The 22,461-nt window shown below is 65.9% G+C and carries 17 protein-coding genes and 1 pseudogene; 8 read left to right on the forward strand and 10 right to left on the reverse strand.

Annotated elements, in window-relative coordinates; all coding sequences use genetic code 11:
• Window positions 1-176: 176 nt before the first annotated feature.
• Both GV832_RS20270 and GV832_RS22595 read right to left on the reverse strand, forming a co-directional pair.
• Window positions 177-1,025 carry an alpha/beta hydrolase family protein gene (locus tag GV832_RS20270; protein ID WP_354001997.1) on the reverse strand — a complete coding sequence of 283 codons (849 nt, stop codon included), beginning with the start codon at window positions 1,023-1,025 and terminating at the stop codon, window positions 177-179.
• Window positions 1,022-2,761, reverse strand: a complete 1,740-nt coding sequence (locus GV832_RS22595) for a hypothetical protein (RefSeq protein ID WP_168776703.1) — start codon at window positions 2,759-2,761, stop codon at window positions 1,022-1,024. The genes GV832_RS20270 and GV832_RS22595 overlap by 4 nt, the downstream gene beginning before the upstream one ends.
• 784 nt (window positions 2,762-3,545) lie before the next feature.
• Between GV832_RS22595 and GV832_RS20280 the strand changes: the two genes are divergently transcribed.
• Window positions 3,546-3,710, forward strand: coding sequence for a hypothetical protein (locus GV832_RS20280; protein ID WP_168776704.1), 165 nt, complete (start codon window positions 3,546-3,548; stop codon window positions 3,708-3,710).
• Between the two features lie 244 nt (window positions 3,711-3,954).
• Here the strand turns inward: GV832_RS20280 and GV832_RS20285 are convergent, their stop codons facing one another.
• Window positions 3,955-4,173, reverse strand: a complete 219-nt coding sequence (locus GV832_RS20285; RefSeq protein ID WP_354001993.1) for a hypothetical protein — start codon at window positions 4,171-4,173, stop codon at window positions 3,955-3,957.
• A 457-nt stretch (window positions 4,174-4,630) separates the two neighbouring features.
• Here GV832_RS20285 and GV832_RS20290 point away from each other — a divergent pair, with 457 nt between their 5' ends.
• A complete protein-coding gene (locus tag GV832_RS20290; protein ID WP_168776705.1) occupies window positions 4,631-5,044 on the forward strand; it encodes a single-stranded DNA-binding protein in 414 nt (137 codons plus the stop codon).
• A 97-nt stretch (window positions 5,045-5,141) separates the two neighbouring features.
• On the opposite strand, the gene GV832_RS22600 is transcribed toward GV832_RS20290, so the two are convergent.
• Window positions 5,142-5,459 (reverse strand): CGNR zinc finger domain-containing protein, encoded by a 318-nt coding sequence (locus GV832_RS22600; RefSeq protein ID WP_354001994.1) that lies wholly within the window; start codon window positions 5,457-5,459, stop codon window positions 5,142-5,144.
• A 281-nt stretch (window positions 5,460-5,740) separates the two neighbouring features.
• Here GV832_RS22600 and GV832_RS22385 point away from each other — a divergent pair, with 281 nt between their 5' ends.
• On the forward strand, window positions 5,741-5,866 hold the full coding sequence (locus GV832_RS22385) for a hypothetical protein (RefSeq protein ID WP_265332534.1): 126 nt from the start codon (window positions 5,741-5,743) through the stop codon (window positions 5,864-5,866).
• A gap of 48 nt (window positions 5,867-5,914) precedes the next feature.
• Here GV832_RS22385 and GV832_RS20300 read toward each other — a convergent pair whose 3' ends face one another.
• The 5 genes from GV832_RS20300 to GV832_RS20320 all read right to left on the reverse strand — a co-directional run bounded on the left by GV832_RS20300 (window position 5,915) and on the right by GV832_RS20320 (window position 11,035).
• Window positions 5,915-6,460: a gamma carbonic anhydrase family protein gene (locus GV832_RS20300; RefSeq protein WP_168776707.1), complete on the reverse strand. Its 546-nt coding sequence runs from the start codon at window positions 6,458-6,460 to the stop codon at window positions 5,915-5,917.
• Entirely contained in the window at window positions 6,457-6,924 is a 468-nt protein-coding gene (locus GV832_RS20305; protein WP_354001995.1) for a cupin domain-containing protein, read from the reverse strand. The genes GV832_RS20300 and GV832_RS20305 overlap by 4 nt, the downstream gene beginning before the upstream one ends.
• A gap of 33 nt (window positions 6,925-6,957) precedes the next feature.
• Window positions 6,958-7,191: a YbhB/YbcL family Raf kinase inhibitor-like protein gene (locus GV832_RS20310; protein ID WP_354001996.1), complete on the reverse strand. Its 234-nt coding sequence runs from the start codon at window positions 7,189-7,191 to the stop codon at window positions 6,958-6,960.
• Between the two features lie 2 nt (window positions 7,192-7,193).
• Window positions 7,194-9,755 (reverse strand): methyl-accepting chemotaxis protein, encoded by a 2,562-nt coding sequence (locus GV832_RS20315; RefSeq protein WP_168776709.1) that lies wholly within the window; start codon window positions 9,753-9,755, stop codon window positions 7,194-7,196.
• Window positions 9,756-9,874: 119 nt separating this feature from the next.
• Window positions 9,875-11,035: an ABC transporter substrate-binding protein gene (locus GV832_RS20320; protein WP_168776710.1), complete on the reverse strand. Its 1,161-nt coding sequence runs from the start codon at window positions 11,033-11,035 to the stop codon at window positions 9,875-9,877.
• A 174-nt stretch (window positions 11,036-11,209) separates the two neighbouring features.
• Here GV832_RS20320 and GV832_RS22715 point away from each other — a divergent pair.
• Window positions 11,210-11,323: pseudogene (locus GV832_RS22715) on the forward strand (IS5/IS1182 family transposase); the annotation flags it as partial.
• 200 nt (window positions 11,324-11,523) lie between these two features.
• Here GV832_RS22715 and GV832_RS20325 read toward each other — a convergent pair.
• Window positions 11,524-18,180, reverse strand: coding sequence for a M10 family metallopeptidase C-terminal domain-containing protein (locus GV832_RS20325; RefSeq protein WP_168776711.1), 6,657 nt, complete (start codon window positions 18,178-18,180; stop codon window positions 11,524-11,526).
• Between the two features lie 972 nt (window positions 18,181-19,152).
• Between GV832_RS20325 and GV832_RS20330 the strand changes: the two genes are divergently transcribed.
• From GV832_RS20330 to GV832_RS20345, 4 genes are all read left to right on the forward strand, one after another.
• Window positions 19,153-20,295 carry an RNA ligase RtcB family protein gene (locus tag GV832_RS20330; RefSeq protein ID WP_168776712.1) on the forward strand — a complete coding sequence of 381 codons (1,143 nt, stop codon included), beginning with the start codon at window positions 19,153-19,155 and terminating at the stop codon, window positions 20,293-20,295.
• Window positions 20,292-20,927, forward strand: coding sequence for a peptide chain release factor-like protein (locus tag GV832_RS20335; protein WP_168776713.1), 636 nt, complete (start codon window positions 20,292-20,294; stop codon window positions 20,925-20,927). Before GV832_RS20330 ends, GV832_RS20335 begins: the two co-directional genes overlap by 4 nt.
• Before the next feature lie 387 nt (window positions 20,928-21,314).
• Window positions 21,315-21,494 (forward strand): hypothetical protein, encoded by a 180-nt coding sequence (locus GV832_RS20340; RefSeq protein ID WP_168776714.1) that lies wholly within the window; start codon window positions 21,315-21,317, stop codon window positions 21,492-21,494.
• 23 nt (window positions 21,495-21,517) lie between these two features.
• Window positions 21,518-22,461: IS5 family transposase (locus GV832_RS20345; protein WP_354001998.1), on the forward strand; the 944-nt coding region annotated here is incomplete at its 3' end.

Genomic DNA, 22,461 nt, shown 5'->3' on the forward strand with positions numbered 1-22,461 from the left:
GGCTTCTCGCTGGCCACCGGAGGCGCCCAAAACGAAACGTGTGACCAATCTGAGCCAAAATCTAGAAACTGGCTGAACTTGCGGCCCAGTCGGTTGGGGCCGCCGAGTTTCCACACAGCCTCCGCCCTTTGTGACGATCCTGAACATCATCGACGCACCCGGCCCAAAGCCGCCAGTCACCAGCGGTTCGATACCCAGGGCAGGATGACGACCAGCAAATCCGCATGGATTGCCGCCCACGTCCTGCCCCCCGCGTCGGAGCAAAGCTGGTCGGGTTCCCCTTCCTCGGCCAAGATCGCAGCGCCTTTCGGCTTGCATTCGGCGAGAAAACTGAAATGGATGGCATCCGGCACGACCAGGTAGCTCGCGCCGGGCACCGTCTCGGCCACTCGGCGGGCATGGACGGGGGCCGGGACCTTGGCCTCCTCCCCCAGGTTGATGACCAGAAGCGGAAGGTCGATGGCTGCAAGGCTTTGCCGCGTCAGCGTCTCCACGATGCCGGGATCGACGGCCAAGACAAAGCGGATGTGGGCGTCGCGCAGGTCTTGGGCCGCAGGGGACAGATCTTGGGCGTGCAGGTCAAGGCCCGCCTGGGCGAAAAAGGCGCAGTCCGATATGCCCCTCCCGCCCCGGTCGCAGAACGAGGTGAGGCGCGCCGGATCGACCCGGGCTCCGGCCAAGGTCAGAAACGTGTAGCCCCCGGCCGAATAGCCAAGCGCGCCGATCCGTGCCGGGTCCACCATGGGAAAACCCTGCAATGAGTCCAACACGGCCGAGATGTCCTGCGGTCGCTCCCAAATCCGCAGAGCCTCGGCCGCGCGGGCGGGGCCGGAGGTGCTGCCGGAGTGATTGGGCAGGACGACGACGAAGCCCGCCTGAACCAGTCTCGAGGCTAGCCAGCCGAATTGCCCGCCATTCCCCCCCGCCCCATGCGAGATCACCAGGACCGGATGCCGCCCCGGGACGGGGGGCGCATCCCGCCCGACCTCGGTGCCGTGAAAGACGCCGTTTTCGCTAAGTGTCAGGGCGCGGCTATGTCCTGCGCTATGCCCGCGATCAGCCCGGCCATCCCCCTGGGGGCCATCGCGCCCGAAAGCAGGTCGTCGATCAGAGAGATCCGCATCGCGTCGGCCTCCTTTGCCCGGCCCGCGCGGGTTTCGGCCCTTGTGATCTCCAACGCCGGCCTCCAAGCCCATGCTTGGGATTTGTCGGCCAAGGCCCAGGCCCTCAGGGCTCTGTCAACCTGGTCTTGCTGGGCCATTTCGGTGATGATCTCAAGCGCGATGCTTTCGACCCTTGCCCGCGCCACGTCGCGCTCGGTGGGCATGGGGCGATCTTTGGGCCACCATTTCGGCACCACTGGCGGCTCGCTCGGGACCTGCTCCAGTGTGGCCCGCGCCCGCGAAATATAGTCCTCTGCCATATCGAAATCGCCTCCCGCCGCCTTGCCGCGCGCGGCCCAGATCAGAATCTCGGCGTGCTCTTTCGGCAGGCGCGCGCCTTCCAGCCAAGGGGTGATCAGCGCGTCCTGACCCGCCTGGGCCATGGCGCGGATCAAGAGGGTTTCCGGGGACCGGTTATCGCCGTCGTCCTTTGTCCACATGTCCAACACGATCGCCGTCAGCGTCTTGGCGCGGTCGATGTCGCCCTTGTCCCATAGCCCCTCGGCCGTCAGCGCAAGCGAATAGCGTCCGACGATGCTGCCCTTCTCGCGGAGGTCAGATGTCGAAGCGGCCACTTCCGAGAAGTAGAGGTCGGCTGCGGCCTTCGGGTCGCCCTTGTCCCGGGCGAGCCAGGCCATGCCCTCCGCCACCATCTCGAACCGTGCCGCGGGATCGGTGACGCGGGGAAGCAGGACTTCGAACTCGGGGTCGATCTTCTTGTACATCAGCTTCCGCGCCAGGGCGACCAGGAAGGCGCCCTTTGCCGTGTCGGTCTCCAGCGCCGCCACCATGCGATCGTAGCGGTCGCGGGTGTCGCGGAACAGACCGGGCGTATAGTCGGATTCGTAGTCAAGAAAGAAGCGCGCGCCACTGGCCATGCTGTCGGCCAAGGTGGTCCCATAGGCCTTGGCGCGCGTCTTGGCCGCCTCAATCTCGCCGGATTCCGCTAGGGCGGAGACCTCGGCAGATTGCACCTGCGCCCGCACTTCGGGCGAAGCCGTCACATAGAAGGCCGCCAAGTCTGCAGATGCCCGGTCAAAAAGAGAAATGTTGTCGATGATCCTGGCGACGGACATGAACTGCGCCAAGACCATGCCGCGTTCGAAGGAGCCTTCCGGGATCTCGGTGATACGGTCATAGGTGGCACTGAACCAGGGTTCGGCTGCCTCGGGCCAGCCGTAAAGCCCCATGAGCCGTGCGAGCCGCAACTCATCCGAGAAGCCGACCGGGCTGCTGACATCCCCCGGCAGGAAGCCCACCGCGATGACATGGGTTTCGCGGGCGAGGTCGGGGTAACCGTTCGCTGCCATCTCGCCTGCGGTGAAAAGCAGGTCCAGCACTTTGGCGCTCGGGTTCGGGTCTTCGCTGCGGGCCTGGCGCACCAGGGTCAAGATCTCGCGCGCAGCCGCCTCGTTCCCCTCTTCGGTCATGAACTCGGCCAGAAGATACATCGGGGCGTCGTTGGCTTCTTTCCAGGCGGAGCGCACGAGCTCCATGGCCTTGTCGGGCTGGGTGGCGGCGATCTCGCGGGCGCGGTCGATGGCCAGGCGCGCCCGCTCGGGGCCCTCGGACTGCGCCTGCAGCAGGTGAGCAGCCACGGCCTCAAGGCATTCCACGGTCAATGCGGCTGGGCAGAAGTCCCGCGCTGATTGCGCCCGCGCGGGGTCGCAAAAGGGTGAACCCAGAGCAAGGGCTGCGGCAAAGATGAAGGCTTGGCGCATGTTAATGCCGTGATTTGCGATAGGGGAACCTAACCTCCGGCACTGGGAAACGTCCAGAGAGGGTCCTCGCCCCAAGGGAGGAAGTTTCACGATTAGAAGACCTGCCGCCTTTTCGGTTCTCGAGCAGTCTCGCGCCGTTCACAAATTGGCCGCGGCGGCACCGGTGAATGGCGGCTCCAGGATTAACGGCCGCAATAGCCGCTATCCTTACGACCGACCGCTTTCCGCCCCTCGCGACGAGGACGGAGGGCTCAAGTGAGATGGCTAAGGCTGCTAGAGCCTGTGCGCGTATTACCAGGGAGCCGCCCATGAGGGGCGCTCTCCCAAGATGACCTGCCCCCGAACGTGGGGCAGGGTGCCATAGGTCCCATCCCCGTCTCATCTTCCCTGACCATCATCCTGGTAGCGAGGCTGGCGGGGTAGGCAGCTGCGGGTCCATCGGCTCCTGGGGCGAGAGCCCCATCCCCCGCTCGCCCGTCCCTTCCTTGGCCCGAGGCCGGTCTTCGAGATCAAGCCACAAGGGCTCGGACTACGGGCAAGCCCGTGCCGCCGGGCGGATTCGAGCAAGTCGAACGCACCCGGTGATGTCAGACCGTCTCGGGCCTTCGAGGTCCTGTCGCACGGGGGATGGTCCTCCGCCTCCAAGACAGGAGCCGAAAAGATGTTCCGCAAAGATGCACACGCTTACGCCGCCAGCCTCGCCGCCACGCTGATGGTTGCCATCGTGGTCTTCCGAGCCGGGGATGGGACCTATGGCGCCATCCCCGCCGATGAGATCGACGGGGAAGAAGTTCTCGTGATCGGAGAGCACGACCCGTGGGAATAATCCCACGGTCCGCGCAAAGGCCCGGGCGGCGCAGTCGCGCCCCCGGGCCCTTCGCCTGTCCGTCGGCGCGACCGACAGGCACAAGGCGCTGACGCACTGTCTGCATTCCTGTTCGTAGCAGGAGCAGGTCAGAGGAGGCAGCCTGGGGTCCGCCGCTTCGTCAGGTCAGCCGACAAGGTCTTCCGGCTTCCCGCCCCCCTTCGATGTGAGCGGTGTACCAGGCGGGTGTGCGACCCCGGCCGGACTAGGTGACGGTCGGGTTTTCCGGATGCTTGTAGATCGTCGTTGAGGGTGCCCGCTTGCGCTTGGGTCCTTCCACTGCCTCCAGTTCGTAAAAGGTGTAGCCCAACTCGGGGGCGAGGATCGCGAGCTTGCCGCGGGCCTCCGCCTTTTGCCGGGCTTCGTGGGTGGCGATTGCCTTGACGAGTTCCTTCTGCCGATCCCGTAGTTCCGCGAGCGACATTGCGCCCGGTTGAAGCTGTGACCCGGGATTACACTTGGTCCGCCCTCTCACGGCCGTGCTCGAGCGGCGACTGGGCGGAACGTCCATGGCGAGGCAGGGGGCGAGATTGGGCGATGGGCAAGTCCCCAATCCCCCTTTTCCGGGTTCTTTCTTCCTGGGCCTGACATTGCCGGTTGGTTGGTCTGAACTCAGTCTGCTTGGGTTTCTCCTCCAGCCGTCTGGCTGAGGCACCTCCCCTTCGACTGACAATCCCCTAAGCCCGTTCGGTCTCCTGCCCGCAACCCCAACTCCTGCCCGGGCCGTGTTGCCCTGTGCCAAGGCTGCCCGCTCCACCCCGGACCCTCGGGGGTTTCCGGCTGGTCCCTTGGCCCAGCCGTGCTGGCGCCCACCGACAGGCTTTGGCCGGGTCTTGTCGAAGGGATGGTCCCTTTAGACAGACACGAAGGAGCTACCCCATGTGAGACACATCGCCATCCTCGCCGGCAACATCGGTCAGGCCCCGGAGGCCCGCTACCCATGCAAGGGGGCACGAAGATCGTGCACTTCACCCTCGCCACCTCTCGCCCGCGCTTGGCCGAAGGCCGCCCGATCCGCGACGAGCACGGTGACCCAAGTCATGGCCACCGAGTGGCACCGCATCACCTGCTTCAACGGGCTCGGCAAGTCGGTCGCAGAGAACTGCGAGAAGGGCATGAATGTCCTCGTCCAGGGCCGGATCCACTACACGAAGTGGACCGACGCGGCGGGTGTGGACCGCTACGGCTGCGAGATCATCGCCGAGAAGGTCGACTTACTCAGCCGCCCGAAGGCGACCGAGGGCGATGGGCCCGAGCTGGTCGATCGCGACCGTGACGACGAGGTCGGCTTCTGAGGCCTCACAACTACCAGGCCCGGCGGGATGCACCCGCCGGGCCGAAGCCCTCCGGCCGAACCGTGTTGCGTTTACGCCCTAGCTTGGCGGTCCGATCTCACGCCGCACCTTGATCAGGCAGGCCAAGCGACCGCGCATAGTGGCGGCTGGACTTGGCGCGTTTGCCGCACACTTCCATCCGGCACCATTTACGGCGGGCGTTCTTTGTCCCATCGAGAAAGAGCCAACCGCAATCATGGCCGTGGCAAAGCTTGACCCGCTCCAACTCGCGCGGGTCGGCGAGGATCGAAATCACCGAAGCGGTGACCAGATCACGGAGGGATTGCCGACGCCGCCACTGGACGCAGGGGGTCTCGGGCTGCGATAATTTCACGCGGAAATCTTGCCCATCTTGCCTGAGGATCGCAAGCTGCACCTTCGCCCGAAAGTCCCGAAGAGACTCGAGCGTTCCGTCCCTATGGGCCTGGCCCAGGCTCAACTGCGCGGCCTAGGGCGAGAGGTCGGCAAGGCTGACGAAACGATCCTTCTCAACCGCGTCGAATGGGGTCCAGTCTGCGGTGTTGACGAAATCGAGCGCCAAACGGCCTGCGGGGCCGGTCGTGAAGTCGTTCCTGCCGATGTCCCCCGCGTTGAGCGCTTTCTGCAGAACTTTTCGCTTTCGGTATTGGCAGCTCTTGCTACCTCGGTGATGGCGCAGTGGGATTGCACAAGGCGACCTCGGTCGCCGTGGCCATCGCGGTCATGGCTGTGACGCGTAGGGCGATCTGGGCGATGAAAGCCGGAATGATCTTCGCGGCTGGCTGGACTGTAGTGGTAGCCTGAGCTCGAAGCCGCGGCAGTGTTACTACGGCTTCGGCATCGGACGCAGGGTCAATGCGGGCCCAGTTCTTCCGAAAGACGCGCGCAGATCTTGCGCATCAGATCCGGTTCGGTCCGGTCAATTCCGTAGACGAATCCGGGGAAATCGAGGTGACTCTGCACCTCCCAGATCGCTGCGTGCTGATCGGGAGACAGGATTTGCGCCGGAGTTCCGACGGCGACCCAGCCAATGGGCACCACGGCCCCTGCCTCCAGCGTCGTGCGCAAATGGACGGTCGCCTTTATGCGCACCTCCGCTCCCTTGCCGATCCGCGCGCCGTGGAAGATCGAGGCGCCGGTGGCGATGAAGACCTCGTCCGCAATTTCCGCCCCCACGACATGCGCATGGGGGCCGATGAGGCAATGGTCGCCGATTGTGCAGTCCTGTCGGGAGGTTTTTTCCAGCACGATGCAGGCGGCACCCAGCCGGATGCGGCCACCGCCTTCGGCCACGATCCTCGCTCCGGGCTGGATGCGGCAGCCTGGGCCGATTGTAACAGGGCGGATGATCGTGCAATCTGACGCCACTTGCGCCAAAGGGGAGATCCACGGGCTCATGCCTTGGCCCCGGCTTTCGGCTCGGCAATCGCGGCGTGGTCGACAAGGTTCCACGCCATCCCTGCGTTGCGATAAATGCGCTTGCCCAGATGCGGATAGTCGCCCACGTCATGGTCCAGCCTTTGGCCCGCCACCAGACAGACCAGAATCTCGGCCCCGGTGTTGTGGATCGAATGGGCCAAGCCGCCTTTGCGGTAGCCGAGGAAATCCCCGGCCTTGACCGCAAAGGATGCCTCCCCGATCCGCGCCGTCGCTCGGCCCGCAAGGATGAAGACGCATTCATCCTCGTTGTGGTGCATGTGGTGTTCGGTCGTCTCATGGCCAGGCGCGACTTCGATCAGGTGGAAGCCCAAGCCTGTCAGGCCCGTCAGATCGCCCAGCGATTTGTTCACCCTCACCGCGTTGGGGTTCAGAAAGTGGGTTTTGCGCAGGCCGGGGAGGGCGGCGATTTCTTCCCGTGTCACCAGATATCGGGGATCAGTGGCCATAGGTCACCGTCACACTGGCATGGCCAGCGCCCAGGTATGGGCGAAGAAGCCGACCATGGCGGCGGACGCGGTGGCATCCAGAGGCAGGGTCGCCATCGGCATCGCGTAGACGGTGAAGACGTAGTTATGCGTGCTGCCCGGGGGCGGGCAGGCGCCGTCATACTGGTTCTGCGAGAAGTCGTTGCGCGCCTGGATCATGCCTGCGGGCAGGGTCCCGCCCGGGCTCGTTCGGACCAGTGGCACAGTCAGGCGGCCTGAGACTTGAGCCGCTTTTGTCCGTCGGGCCTGGCCGGATCGGGCGCGAACTGACCCGCTTCTGGTGGCAAGCGAAAGTCCTGCAGACGGCTGGACAGGACCTGCGCCTCTTCGGACAGGCTATGGCTGGCGGCCGTTGTTTCTTCGAACCGGGCAACATTGTAATGCATGCTTTCGTCCAGGTCGGCCGCAACGCGGCTGACATCGGCGATCGTGCCGGATTGCGCGGAGGAACTGACCGCGATCTGTTCGATCCGGTCTGCCATGGCGACCACTGCATCGACGATGCCTGACAGGCTTTGCCCGGCCTGACCTGTCGCGCTGACACCGGTCTTGACCAGATCACTGCTGTCGGCGATGACCTTCTTGATATCATGCGCCGCTTCCGACGAGCGCTGTGCCAGCGCGCGAACCTCGGAGGCCACGACCGCAAAGCCACGGCCGGCGTCGCCCGCTCGGGCCGCCTCGACCGCGGCATTCAGGGCCAAGAGATTGGTCTGAAAAGATATCTCGTCGATCAACCCGATGACGGCCGAAATACGCTCGAATGCATCGGCGATGGCGTTCATCAATTCCAGGCTGGTGCGGATGACGGTCACGCTTTCCTCGGCGTCGTGGCGTGCGTCGCGTCCCAACTTGGCGGCATCGGCAACGCGATCGGCGGACTCGCCCACCGAATGGGCCAGGCCCGCCAGTTTGCTCACGGTGCTTTGCAGCGTCGAGGCCGCATGCTCGGTGCGTCGGGACAGGTCTTGCGATGTGCCCGAAATCTCGTAGGAGGAGGCGCGAATACGGTCGCCCAGATCGGCAACCGCGCGCAGAAGGCCCGACAGACGAGCGATGGCAGCGTTGAAGTTGGCGCGCAGGGCATTGTAATCCGAGGGGAAGTCCTCACCGATCACGACGTCGAGATCCCCCTCCGAGAGGCGCTGAAACGACCTGGCGAGGATTCGGACGACGTCTTCCTGTTCCTGGGCACGGCGAAGGGAGTCGGCCTCGGCTTCAAGGCGCTTGGCCTCGAGTGCGGCGCGTTGATCCATGCCATCGCGAAAGACCTTCAGCGCGCTGACCATCTGACCCACCTCGCCCCGCCAGCGGTCCATTCCCAGGACCGGCGACAGATCACCGGCCGCCAAGCGTTTGGTCAGCTGGGTGACACGACCCAAGGGGCGCACGATCGTGGCCCAGGCCAGCAGCACGGACAGCAGCACCAGGGCCGCTGCCCCGGCGCCGACACGCCACATCTGATCCCGGGCGGCAGACAGATTGGTCAGCAGGCCCGAGGTGGAAGAGGTCACTTGCGACAGGACCTCACCCAGTCCCGTCGCCACGGCGCCCGCGATCTGGGCGGTTTCCGTGGCGGCTTCGGCGGCAAGACGTGCCGCCTCGGCGCGGGCCGCAAGGCTGGCGATCCGCAGGGCGGGCACCCCGGTTTCCGGCGTCACCAAGGCGACGAGTTGGGCCACATCCAACTTCAGGTCTTCATCGGCATAGCCTTCCAGGCGGGTCGTGAGTTCGGCCAGGATGGGGCGCAGTTGATCAGAGATCAGCGCAATCCGGTCGGGCGAGTCCGAGACAAAGCTTTCAAGCGCAAGAATGACCGACTGACGCACAAGGGCCGAAAGATGGGCCCCATCGCGGATGCCGGCAACCTGGACCTCGATCAGGGCGCGGATGGCGGCGGCGTTGCTGTCCTTGGCATCGCTGGCGGCGATGACAAGGTTGAATTCGATCTCGTCGATGGCGGAAACGACCTGCTTGTCGACCTCGCCGCGCGCCGCGATGATGGCAGAGACATTGATCCCGCCGAACTGACCACCTGCATCCTTGCCCACCATATCCAGAAAGGTCGCAACCGGCTCCTGAAGCAGGGCAAGCTCGGGCCGTGCTGCCAATTCGGGCAAGACCCTCTCCAGTTCGGACCGCGCCGACAGGGCCAGGTCATTCAGGATGGGCCGCAGGGCCATATCATTGGTCTGGCCATGGGCCAGGGTCATGCCGGCCAGGTCGTTGGTTGCCGCGCGCACCTGCAAAGCCAGCCGCAAGGCCGTGAAATGCTCTTCGACCAGGGTGTCCAGGGTGCTGCCGACCCCATCGACCGTCGCTTCCCCATTGATGGCCAGATCGAAGAAGGCCGAGTCCTCGGCCTCGGTCAGGCGCTGCGAGATGGCATCGACATTGGATCGCAGCGACTCCATCGCCGCGGTCACTTCGGCCCCGGTCGTGAAATCGGCAAGGCGGGCATCGGCAAGCTGATCGATCAGGGCTTGAATGGCCGTGAGACGGTCTTGCGAAACGCCAGAGGCTGAAGCATTGGCCTGCAATGCGCCGAGGATCGCAAGGGCGGCGTCACGCGATTTGCCGACGGCCTGTGCATCTGCCGCAAGCAAGAGGTCGGAAAACCCCTGTTGCAGGGTCGTGGTCGTGGCCAGGGTATTGACCTGGACCGTCAGGGCCGGGATATGGGCGTCATGCAGAACTCCCATGTTTTCGGAGGTTTTGCGGAACATGGTATCGCTGATCGCAATGGCGACCGCGATGCAAGCGGTCATCAAGCAAAGCAAGAAGCCGATCTTCACAATCAACTTGCCAAACAGGTTGGTCACCGCGCGCGCCTCCTTGGGGAATGGGGAATTGCGGGCCGCAGAACGGCCCGCAAAGGATGGCAGGCTCAGCTGCTGCCGCCCGGGTTGACGATTTCAAAGCCGCCTTCGGGGGTGATGCGGGTCAGGAAGACGGAATCCGAGCCCTGGTTGTCGCCCGGGCCATATTGCAGCCCAAGCCCGCCCAGATCGACCGCGGTGACGCCCTGCAGCGCCTTCAGATAGCTCTCCCGCGTGGGATTGGCACCGGCAGCCTTCAAGGCCTCGATCGCCAGGCGGCCGACGAGATAGCCCTCCAGCGAGACGAAGTCGATCTTGGCATCGGGCACATGGGCGGCCAGCGCGGCCTGATAGGCGACGACGACCGGAACCGAGGTATCCCAAGGCAGCGGCACGACCTGGCTGACGATCACCCCCGCGCCATCGGCGCCAAGTTCGGCGGCCAGGGCCCCCGAACCCACGAAGGAGATGTTGACGAAGGTCGGCTCGAACTTCAGCTTGCGCGAGAGGCGGACGAATTCTGCGACGGGCTTGTAGGCGCCCACCATGACCACCGCCTCAGGCTCGGCCTTGCGGATGTCCAGCAGGGCCGATTTCACGGCCGTCGTGTTGCGCACATAGGTGCCCTCGGCCACCAGCGTCATCCCCCGGCGCTCCAGGGCGGCCTTGGCGCCATCGAGGCCCGCGCGGCCAAAGCCGTCATCCTGATACAGGATCGCGATGCGCTTCATGCCCAAGTCATCGACCAGATGCGCCATCCAGGCCTCGGTCTCGGCCCCATAGGAGGCGCGGAGGTTGAAGACATTGGTCAGCGCCGGATCGCGCAGGAAGCCCGCGCCGGTGAAGGGCCCGATGACCGGCAGGCCGGCCGAGGCCGCCATGGGCACCATGGCCTGGTTGGTGGGGGTTCCGACCGGACCGATCAGCGCAAGATAGCCCGGCTTGGCCAGCACGGTTTCCAGCTGGGCCACCGACTGATCGGGCTCGTAGCCGTCATCAAGGCTGTCGAGGGCGAGTTTCAGCCCGCCGACCCCGCCCGCCGCATTCGCCTCGGCAAAGGCGGCCGTGATGCCATCACGCATGCCGGTCCCCAAGGCCGAGGCCGGACCGGTCAGGGCCGCAACCTGGGCAAAGGTGAGCGTGTCTGTCGGCGAGGCCTCTTGCGCCGCGACGGGCGAGGCAAGGAGGACGGCAAGGGCGATCTGCCTTACCAAGCGGAATTGGATCATCGGAGCGCTCCATTGGTGATTGCGGCTCCATCCTATTTGCCGGAAAGATTAACGCCGGGTTCCCTTGGCCTGCCGATGTGCCTGGCATTGTCGAAACAAGGTAAAGACCCCCTGATCAGGCGGGTTCCCTATGCCAAGCTGACCTGTGGAATGCCGCAAAAACAGGCAGGCAGCGGTCGAACCCCCTGGCGATGAGGGAGCGGCCATCCCTGGAGAAGCCGCGTCGAAACCAAATTGCATCGCCTGAAACCGCTGGGTTTGCGCCTCATGGCGCGGGATCTCGACCGTTTGCAACCCTTGCGATGCCGCAGGCGCCGAGGAGGAGGACGGCCGCAGCCCATTCAAGGCAGCAGCGGCTTGGCGTCGGATCCTGGCCCCGCTGGCCAGAAGAGCCCCTGTTTTGGCAGGGGGGCACGCCTTGGCTGCGGCTTCCCCCTTCGCCTCAAGATGCCCGGGCCCGCATCAGGCCAGGGCGCGCAGATCGCCGCTCAGACGAAATCCCCGAGATCGAGGCCCGGCCTGGTCGAGAGCACCGCGACCAGGACCTGGGCGCCGCCGCCCGTGCCGTCCGCGTCGTAAAAGAGCTTGCCCGTGGTGATGTCGTAGATGACCTGCTCGCGGACCGCATTGGCCGAGGTGCCAAGGACGAAATTCTCGGCCTTGATCGCGCTGAAGTTGGTGAAGTCCAGTTCGATCTTGTCGGTGCCCGAGGTGAAATCACTGATCACGTCGAAGTTGGTCAGGTCATTGGGCGTGGAGGCAAAGACGAAGACATCCGCCCCGGTGCTGCCGATCAGCGTGTCCAGGCCCTGCCCACCCGAGAGCGTGTCATTGCCGCTGCTGCCGTCCAGCATGTTGCCCAGGCTGTCGCCGGTGATGCTGTCTGCGCCGCCGGTGCCGATCACGCCCTCGATGTCGAAAAGCTCGTCCCCCTGCACGCCGTCCATCACCGCCGTCGCCCCATTGGCGCCGTTCAGCGTCAGGACCAGGTCGAACCCGGCCCCGAAGCTGAAATCGGCCACGTCGCGGCCCGAGCCGCCCGAGAGCTGGTCGCGGCCCGCCCCGCCCTCCAGCGTGTCATTGCCCGAGCCGCCTTCCAGCGTGTCATTGCCCGAACCACCCGCCAGAAGGTTGTTGGCGCCGTCCCCGGTCAGGCTGTCATTGCCCGAGCCGCCCACCAGGTTCTCGATGTTGCGCAGGCTGTCGTCGGCCACTCCGCCCACCGTGGCCACCACGGTCACCGCTCCGTTCAGCGTGACGACCACGGCCGCGGTCTTGTCGTTGAAACTGGCCGTGTCGCTGCCGGTGTTGCCGTCCAGCGTGTCGATGCCGCCGCGTCCGGTCAGAAGGTCATTGCCCGACCCGCCCTCCAGGAGGTTCGCCAGGGCGTCCCCCGTCAGGCTGTCATTGCCCGCGCCGCCGGTCAGGTCCTCGACATTGCGCAACCGGTCCTCGACCGTGCCGCCCACGCTCACATCGGCAAAGGCCGAGCCCGCCAGGGTGACCGAGACCGCCAGGGTCTTGTCGCTGAAGGAGACCAGGTCGGCCCCCGTGCCGCCGTCGAACGTATCCGCCCCGCCCAGGCCCTGCATCTTGTCATTGCCCGCCCCCGCCTCGATCAGGTTGGCTTGGCCATCGCCCACCAGCCGGTCATTGCCCGACCCGCCAATCAGGTTCTCAAAGTTGCGGATCTGGTCCTCGATCACACCGCCCACGGTGACGGCAAAGAAGGTGGAGCCGTTCAAAAGCGCCACGACCTCGGTCGTCTTGTCGCTGTAATCCAGCGTGTCGGTGTTGGTGCCTCCGTCCAGCGTGTCCAGGCCAAGCCCGCCCTGCACCGTGTCATTGCCCGCCGCTCCGGTCAGCGTGTCGCTGCCATCGCCACCCAGGAGCAGGTTGGCCAGGGTGTCACCCGTCAGGCTGTCAGCGCCCGAGCCGCCGCGCAGGTTCTCGATGTTCTGGATCGTGTCCTCGGCCAACCCGCCGACCGTCACCGAGACCGAGGTGGCCACGGCCAGGGTCACCCGGACCGAGGTGGTCTTCTCGGCGTAATCGGCCATGTCGGCGCCCGCGCCGCCCTCCAGCGTGTCGGCCCCGATGCCGCCGCGCAGAAGGTCGTTGCCCGCCCCGCCCTCCAGCCGGTTGGCGAGGCCATCGCCCGTCAGGCTGTCGTTGCCTGCGCCGCCCACCACGGTTTCAAAGTTGCGGATCAGGTCCTCGGCGACACCGCCGATGGCGACCGAGGCATGGACCACCCCGTTCAGCGTCACCGCCACCGAGGCGGTCAGGGCGCTGTAATCCGCCGTATCCAGCCCCAGCCCGCCATCGAGCGAATCCTTGCCCGCCCCGCCGATGATCCGGTCATTGCCATCGCCACCCAAAAGGCAGTTGGCCAGGCCGTCGCCCGTCAGGCTGTCATTGCCCGTGCCGCCCGTGACATTCTCGATCTCGCGGATCAGGTCCTCACTCACCCCGCCGACCGAGACCCCGGCAAAGAGGCCGCCGTCCAGGGTGACCACGACAGAGGTCGTCTTGTCGGTGTAATCCGCCGTGTCGATCCCCGTCCCGCCCGAGAGCGTGTCTTTGCTTAGGCCCCCGCGCAAGAGGTCATTGCCCGCGCCGCCGATCAGCACATTCACCAGACTGTCGCCCGTCAGGCTGTCATTGCCCGACCCGCCCGTCAGGTTCTCGATCCCGCGCAGCACGTCTTCCAAGACCCCGCCGACCTTGGCCGTCACCGACACCGCACCGTTCAGCGTGACCGCGACCGTCGCGGTCTTGTCGCCGAAATCGGCGGTGTCAGAGTTCAAGCCGCCGTCCAGCGTGTCGACCCCGTCACCGCCGCGCAAAGTGTCATCGCCGTTAAGCCCCACAAGGCTGTCCGCCCCGCCATTGCCAGAGAGGAAGTTCCCCAGCGTATCCCCGGTGATTCTGTCGGCGGCGCTGCCGCCCAGCACGGCCTCGAAGCCGCGCACCAGGTCTTCGCCCACGCCCCCCACCGCGACGCCCACCTGAACCGTGCCGTTCAACGTCACGACGATGGCGGAGGTCTTGTCGGTCAGGTCCAAAGTGTCAAAGGCCAGGCCGCCGTCCAGGATATCCGCCCCGGTCCCGCCCTTGACCGTGTCATTGCCATCGCCGCCCGAGAGGCTGTCGGCGCCCGCATTGCCAACCAACAGATTGGCCAAGAGATCGCCCGTCATCGTATCGGCGCCCGAGCCGCCCAAGACCGCCTCGATGTTCAGAAGCTGATCCTCGGACACCCCGCCCATCAGGACCGTCGCCGCCACGGCCCCCGCCAGCGTCACGGCGAGCACATCCGTCCGGTCGCTGTAATCGGCCGTGTCAAAGCCCGTGCCGCCGTCCATCCGGTCGCGCCCCGACCCGCCCGAGAAGCTGTCGTTGTCGCCCTCGCCCGAGAGCGTGTCATCGCCCGCAGCCCCCTCCAGCCGGTCGGCGCCAAGGCCGCCCCGGAAGGTATTGGCCAAGCCGTCGCCGCGCAAAAGGTCCGCCCCGCTGCCGCCGATCAGGTTCTCGACATTGCGCAGCTGATCCTCGGCTACTCCATTCGCGGTCTGGGTCACCAGGGCGGCGCCGTTCAGCGTGACCGCCACCGCCGTCGTGTGGTCGGAATAATCGGCCGTGTCGATCGAGGCCCCGCCGTCGATCAGGTCATTGCCCTTGCCGCCTTGCAGCAGGTCCTTGCCATCCATCCCCGAGAGGGAGTCATTGCCGCCGCCGCCTTGCAGGTTGTTGGCCAGGCCGTCGCCGGTCAAAGTGTCATTGCCCGTGCCGCCGATGACATTCTCGATGTTCTGGATCATGTCCTGGGCCAGGCCGCCGATGGCCGCCGTGGCCTGGGTCGCGCCGTTCAGCACCAGGGCGACGCTGAGCGTCTGGTCGGCGTAATCCGCCGTGTCGATCTGGCTGCCGCCATCCATGAGGTCGGCGCCCAAGCCGCCGCGCAGCGTGTCATTGCCCAGGCCCCCGATCAGCACATTGTTCAGCCCGTCGCCCGTTAGACGGTCTGCCCCGCTGCCGCCGGTGACATTCTCGATATCCTTCAGCGTGTCCTCGGCCACGCCGCCCACCGTGGCCGTCACCGTGGTGGAGCCATTCAGCGCCACCACGACCGAGGTCGTCTTGTCGCTGAAATCCGCCGTATCGGTGTCCGCCCCGCCCTCCAGCCGGTCGCGCCCCGTGCCGCCGCGCAGCGTGTCATTGCCGCCCTCGCCCATCAGCCGGTCATCGCCTTGCAAGCCCACCAGAAGATTGCCGAACCGCGTTCCGTTCAGCGCATCATCCGCGATGGTGCCCCCGGGATTGGTGACGATATCCCCGGCAAAGGCCACATCGGTCACATTGTTCCAACCGAAAGAGCCGACCTTGTTGCCGCCCGCATCAAAGCTGGAGAGCGTGATCCTGTCATAGGCCAGGACCAGGACATAAGAGGGCAGCTCGCCGTCGCCCGCGACGGTGGTGACCGAGACCACCCGCACGCCGCCCAATCCGGTCTGGGTGACCAGGTTGCCCGCGTCGCCCACCCCGTCCAGCGTCACCCCGGTCAGCACCGCCCCCGCGCTCAGCCGCGTCAGGATCGCGGTGATCGCGGGCTCTCCGGTCACCGTCACGCTCAGATTGCCAAAGGTCGTGGCATTGGCGCGGGCGGCCTCGAAGGAGAGGTTCTGCACCGCGAACCAGCCGGAGTGGCCGTCTTGCAGGTTCGTCCCGTTCAGCCCGTCGATCAGCATGTAAGAGGGCCCAAGATCGCCGACCGTCCCCGCCCCCGGCGTGGCCGAGCCCACAGTGGCCGCCGTATTGGTCACCGTGTTCCAGCCAAAGCGCGTGGATCCGCTCAGGGACCCCGTGGCGTCATAGGTAAAGCTGTTGACCTCCAGCGCGCGGAAGCCGAAGTCCAGCTTGACCACGGTCTCACCATTCACCACCTCGAAGCGCAGGCTATTCAGGGTCACGGCAGACAGGTCAAGCTGTTCGGTCAGCCGGTTGCCCAGGCCCAGCCCCTGAAAGGTCGCGCCCGAGAAAGCCGCGCCAGAGGCGGCGGCGGCCATCAGGTCGGCCAGGTCGAACTGCTTGACCAGGGTCACGGAGAAACTGTCATAGATCGGCTTGCCGGCCTGCAAATGCATGCCGAAGCTGGCCTCCACGACCTCGAACCAGTTCAGGTGAGAGCTGTTCTGCGACCCTCCCCCCAGGCCCGCAATCGCGAGGAACCCGTCACGCGTGGTCAGGGCCGCGCCATTGGCCGCCCCCACGGTCAGGGTCGGCGTCGCGGTCGTCACCGTGCCGGTCACCAGGTCATAACCCGCCTTGGTGGAGACGCCTGAAATCGCATCGGTCTGAGTCAGGACAAAGCTGTCAAAGCTCAGCCCCAGCCGTGGCGATGAGCCGTTCTCGGTGGTCGTCTGGGCGAGGCTGTCGATCCTGACCCCGCCCAGGTCCAGCCGGAAGGTCGTCTCGGGCGTCGGGCCGTTGCTGGCGCCCTCGATCCGCATCCCCGCCAGCTTGCCCGCCAGCGTGGCCTTTTGCATCAGCTGCGCCATGGCGGTCTGGCCGACGATATCCACCATGATCTTGGCAAAGCTGACCGCTCCCGCCGGATCATCGGCGGCCAATTGCGCCAGGTGGGCGATGTCGATGTCGAAATCCGACAGCTTGAACCAGCCGACATGGCCCGCCTCGGTCGCGCCCCCGTTCAGCCCGTCGATCAAAAGGAAGTAGTCATGGTCCGCCGACCCGCCCCTGTCCACGCTTCCCGGCGTGGCGGTCTGAACCGTGGTCGGGCTATTGGTCGCCAGGCTCCAACCAAAGCTTGACGCCGCCGTCAGGGAGCCCTGGGCGGTGAGCCCCCGGGTCTCCAGCTCGACGGCCTGGAAGGACAGCCGCGCGGAGAGCGGCGCCGTGCCGGAATCCGTCAGGGCGCTGATGCCCACCGTGCCGAGGCTCAGGTCATAGACCACCGTCGCCACGCCGTTGACACTGGCCGTGCCCTGGATCGAGGCGCGCAGAAAGGTCGACCCGGTGACGGCGGCGCCCAGAACCTGGGCAAAGCCCGTGTCGGTCAGGAAATTCACGTCCAGAAGCGAGAACTCTGCCTTGCCGCTGGCCAGGGCCGCGACATCCAGGTCAAAGCCCGTCAGCTTGAACCAGCCCACGTGATTGACCTCGGTGGCATCGCCCACCAGCCCCTCGATGCAAAGGAAATACTCGGCCGCAGCGGTCGCAGCGCTGGACTCGGTCCCCACCGCGATCTCGGGCAGGGGGGCGGTGATGCCGAATTGATCGACCGTGCTGAGGTTGGAAACCTGCTCGAAGGTCTCGATCTGGATGCCGCTGAACGAGAAACTCGCCGTGATCGGCCCATCGCCCGTGCTGAGCCCGGTCATCGTGGCGCCCACGAGGTCCCAGCGCTCGCCCAGGCGGGGGGGGGCGCCCGGGGCCACGGCCTCCAGCCGCAGCCCTGCAAAGCCCGCGCCCGTGGACACGGCCTCCAGGAAGGCCGTCAGCCCGGAGCGGCTGGCGAAGGTGATGCTCAGGTCCTCGAAGCCCGTGCCATCGGCCTTGAGGTTGAAATCATCGACCTCGAACCAGCCCAGGTGGTTGGTGTCCGTCGATCCGCCATCCAGCCCGTCGATCAAGAGGAAGAGGTCCCGCCCGCCGCCGCCCAGGCCGGGCGGGGCCGAGGGTGTGGTGCCCGGGACCGTGGTGGCCTGGTTGGTGGTGCTGTCCCAGCCAAAGGCCGGATCGACGCCAAGGGCGCGGCCCGTGGCGTCCTGGCGCAGGGTTGCCATGTCGATGGCATCGAAGCCCAGGCTGATCGACAGGACAGGGCTCGCGTCGTCCTGCACCTGGGTGATCACCACGTTGCGCAGGTCGATCGACAGCAGGATATCTCCCGCCGCGTTCACCCCATGCAGGCTGGCCCCGGCAAAAGGCGTCTGGCTGGTGACCGAGGACAGCAGGTTGGCCAGGTTGGTCAGGACCTCCAGGTCCATCCCCTCCAGCACCGGACGCCCCAGGGCATCGGTCGAAATCGAAAAGCGCAGGCTGGGGATTTCGAGCCAGTTCTCATGCCCCGAGATCTTGGAGCTGCCGCCAATCCCGTCCAATGCCAAAAAGTAATCCATAATGCTCGATACGTCCCTATTCACCCTGCACGCCAAAATGGCGCCAATCCGCCTGCAAAGCAAAGGGGAATGATGGTGAAGCTTGTCAGGGGACGGGCCCCCTGGGGCCCTGGCCTCATCGAGTTTCAGCGCCGGAAGGTGACGGCTGCGGCGCTTGCGATGGCTCAGGGGAAGGTCTTTGAGGGGTCTAGGCGGGGCGCGAATCAGGGGGAGGATCAGAGATCCCCCCGGCTGCGCGCAAAATCACTCGATCCGGGGGGTGAATGCATTGCGAGGCGGATTGCCCGAGGATTGGCCAGTCCCCAAGGGCAGACAGATTGTGACGCCCGCAACGGCTGCGGTCGTGACGGATCCTCTTTTCGCGCCCCGGGATGCCGTTTCCTATCCCTTCGTCTTTCAGCGTTTCTCGAAACCCTTCGGCGTCATGACCCCCGCCGGCCAGAGGCCATTCCACCCTCCTCCGCCGCCAGGTCGAGCCTGCTCTTCACCCCATCTTTCGCGCGCCCCATTCGGCCGGCCAAGGCGGCTGCCTCCCGCCTCGAGCCCCCTTTTCACCGCGAGGCCGTGCGGAGGGCTTTCAAACAGGTCGCATCAATCATGACCATGGGCCCCGTGCGACCTCCGAGGGGCATCATCGCAACACGCTGCCCAGACCTGCCGGCCCACCCCTGCCAATCTTGAACCGCCTTCCGGGAAGCCTCCATTCAGGCAGGCCGCGCTTGGCCGCCCTGTATCCTCTGTGCATCAGATCCTTAAGTGTTTTCGGCGCCCACTTCCGCGCAAGAAGGCGATGCTTTATCTGCCGCTCCACACAAACCCGCAGCCAAGGAGGGCATGACATGACAACATTCATCATCACCACCCTTCCTTCGGATCTGACGCGGGTCTGACAGCCCCAGGGGCTCTCCCTCCACGCGTCGATCCCTCCGCGGCCGGTTTGGCCGCATGTTTTGTCATGGAAAGACCAACCCGATGGGCAATCCCATTTTGGGGGAGCAGAGCGCTGCACGCGCCCGCATCTCCCCTTTCTATTCCTCCCAAGCCTGGATCGAAGGCCGGGCCGAGGATCAGCTGGCGCAGGTGGCCGCATGGCCCGGCATGGCGGCCGTTGCGGGCTTCCCCGACCTGCACCCAGGCCGTTTCGGGCCAGTCGGCGCGGCCTTCCTGGCCGATCGGATCTGGCCACAACTTGTCGGGCCGGACATCGGCTGCGGCATGGCGCTTTGGCGGCTGGACCTGCCGCGACATCGGCTGAAGATCGACAAGGCCGTCCGCCGTCTGGCCGTCCTGGACCGGGGCGCGGATCCTGACGAGGCCGCCAGCGCATGGGCTGCCGCAGGTCTTGAAGGAGTGATCGGGGCCGAAGGCCTGGGCAGCATCGGCGGCGGCAACCACTTCTGCGAGCTGCAGGCGGTCGAAGAGGCCGTTCCGGAGGCAACCACGCTCCGGCCGGGCGATCTGTGCCTGCTGGTCCATTCCGGCTCTCGCGGACGGGGAGCGCAGATCTTCGAGGGGCTGGATGTCAGCTGGAAGCAGGGCTACGCAGCCGACAGCGCGGCGGGCCAGCGCTACTTGGCCCTGCACGATGCCGCGATGGCATGGGCGCGGCTGAACCGCGCGCTGATCGCGGGACTTGCCGCCGAGGCGCTGTCCTGCGCGGCCAGCCTGATCTGCGACACGGTCCACAACCAGGTCGTGGCGCGGGACGGGCTCTGGCTGCACCGCAAGGGCGCGGCCGGGGCCGATCGTGGCCTGGTGCCCTTGGCCGGGTCGCGCGATGCGCCGAGCTACCTGATGTCGGTGACGGATTCCGTGCCCGAGGCGCTGGGCTCGGTGTCGCATGGGGCGGGGCGGCGCTATGACCGCGCCTCGATGCATGGGCGGGTGCGCAAGACGAAATCCGACCTCGCCGCGCTGACCCGCAACCGCTTTGGCGGCCGCGTCGTCTGCGAGGACCGCGACCTGCTGATGGAGGAGGCCGGACCCGCCTACAAGAACCCGGAGGCGGTGATGCGCGACCTGTCCGATCTGGGCCTTGCACGGCCCATCGCGCGGCTGGTGCCCCTGATCACCTTCAAGTCGGCCGGAAAGGCCATTGCAGGAGAGGCCGAATGACAGAAAAGGAAATCATGTTGCTGTCCAGTGGCAACGGCCCCGGCGAATGCCGCCAGGCCGTTGCCCATCTGTTGGTCCGGCTGGCCGAAGAGGCCGACCTCCTTGGTCTCGATCTGGACGTAGCCGAGCGCGCCGCCCCCCATGGCCCCGCCTCGGCGGTGATCGTGCTGACGGGTCTTGGCGCTGCGGAAATGGCGCGGGGCTGGGAGGGCAGCGTGCTGTGGCGCTGCCCCAGCAGCCTGCGCCCGAAACACCCCCGCAAGAACTGGTTCGCCCAGGTCTTCCGCCTCGCCCCGGCGCCCGCAGCGATCCAGATCGACCCGGAAAAGGTCGAGATGCAGGCCATCCGCGCCGGCGGTCCCGGGGGGCAGCACCAGAACAAGACCTCCAGCGCCATCCGCGCCCGTTGGGTGGATCCGGAGGGGCGGGCCTGGTCGGTCGTGGTCCGCGACAGCCGCTCGCAGCACATGAACCGCCGCACGGCGCTGGAGCGGCTCTCGGTGCTGATCTCGGCCGACCGGGCAGAGGCCCTGGCCTCGCAGAAGACGGCCATGCATGACCTGCACGGCCAGATCCAGCGCGGTGCTCCGCGCAGGGTCTTCGAGGGGGAGGGGTTTCGGGAAGTCACCTGAGCGGTGCCATGGGGGGGCGGAGAGCCCCCCAAACGACAGCGGCCCTTGGCGGAGGGTCAAGGCTGTGGCCAGATCTTGCAGGCTATCCTCCGAAGGGTTTGTTGCCCTTCAATCCGCAAGCGCGTTGAAGAAACCTGTCGACATCGTCGCTCTCGGTGCGACCGCCTGTCGAGGTCTTGATGCGGTCCTTGCCCTGTTTCAGGGTGCATTGGGCCATCTGGCCAAGACCTCGTGAATTCACGCCAAAGCGCATTTCAGGCTGCGCAAGGTCGAGATGGGGGCGACCTCTGTCGGTTCGTTCCTTGGGCCGAGGAAAGGGGCCTGCATCTCGTATTTCCGGAATACGTCCGGGAGGCGCATTTTCTTCCGTCCGAGAGGATTGCCCCGATGCCCGGCGCGATCATCGATGTCCTTGGCCTGCAGACCTTCGCCCCCCTGGGCAACGAAGTACCCAAGGATGGCAAACAGACTTTCCCCGCTCTGCCCCATGACGGCAGCTTCGCCGAAGCCAATTTCCTATGCCACGCCGCTCTGTTGCGCAAGTCGCGTGAAGGATTCATCTCGTGAATCCAGCATTGTAGCTGGGCTGCATTATCAGACCTACATTCCCCGCCTACAAGACCCGGAACTGGCCCGAATATAATGAAGCGCTCAAGCGCCGGGGCTCGCTGACGATCTGGTTTGATCCCGCCATGACCTGGGAGGCCGCGCCGACCGGCAAGCGCGGTCGGCAGCCCGATTACTGTGACGCAGCCATCCAGACCTGCCTGGCGATGAAGGTGCTGTTCGGCATGGCGCTTCGGCAGACGACAGGGTTTGTGGAAAGCCTGCTCCGCCGCATCGATTTGGACTGGACTGTGCCCAACTTCAGCACGTTGTTGCGTCGGCAGAAGTCTCTGAAGGTCAACATCCCGTATCGCGTATCAGCATGTCCTCTACATCTTCCGATCGACAGCACCGGGATCAAGGTCGAGGGCGAAGGCGAGTGGAACGCCCGCAAGCATGGCTGCACGAAACGGAGGGTCTGGCGCAAGATCCACATAGGAATTGACGAACAAACGCTGGAAATCCTCGCAGCCGAGTTCACGATCAGCGACATCGGTGATGCGTCCATGCTGCCCGAGTTGCTCGACCAGATCCCGCCCGAACAGGAGATCGCCATCGCCGCCCGCGGTGCCGCCGCAATCATGCCGCCCCGCAAGAACGCCAAACCCTGTAATCCTGACACCGCCGGGGCTGTCGCGCGCAACCAAATCCTGCGCGCATCGAAGCGCGTGGGTCGAACCATCTGGCGACGATGGAGCCGCTACCACCGCCGGAGCCGCGCTGAAACCAAGATTCACTGCGTCAAGCTCCTCGGGCAGCGCCTATCCGCGAGGGAGTTCGACCGTCAGGTTGCAGAGGTCCTGACGTTGCCCCCAAGTTCTATCCGACTTGAGCGAGACTCCGGGTTTCAGTTTTACCCATTTGGGCGGGTTGGGCAACGGGGGCTGGCGCGGAGCTTTGCGGATTGCGCAGCGACAGGCCCCGTTGC

This window comes from Stagnihabitans tardus, assembly GCF_009925085.1.
Lineage (GTDB): Bacteria > Pseudomonadota > Alphaproteobacteria > Rhodobacterales > Rhodobacteraceae > Stagnihabitans > Stagnihabitans tardus.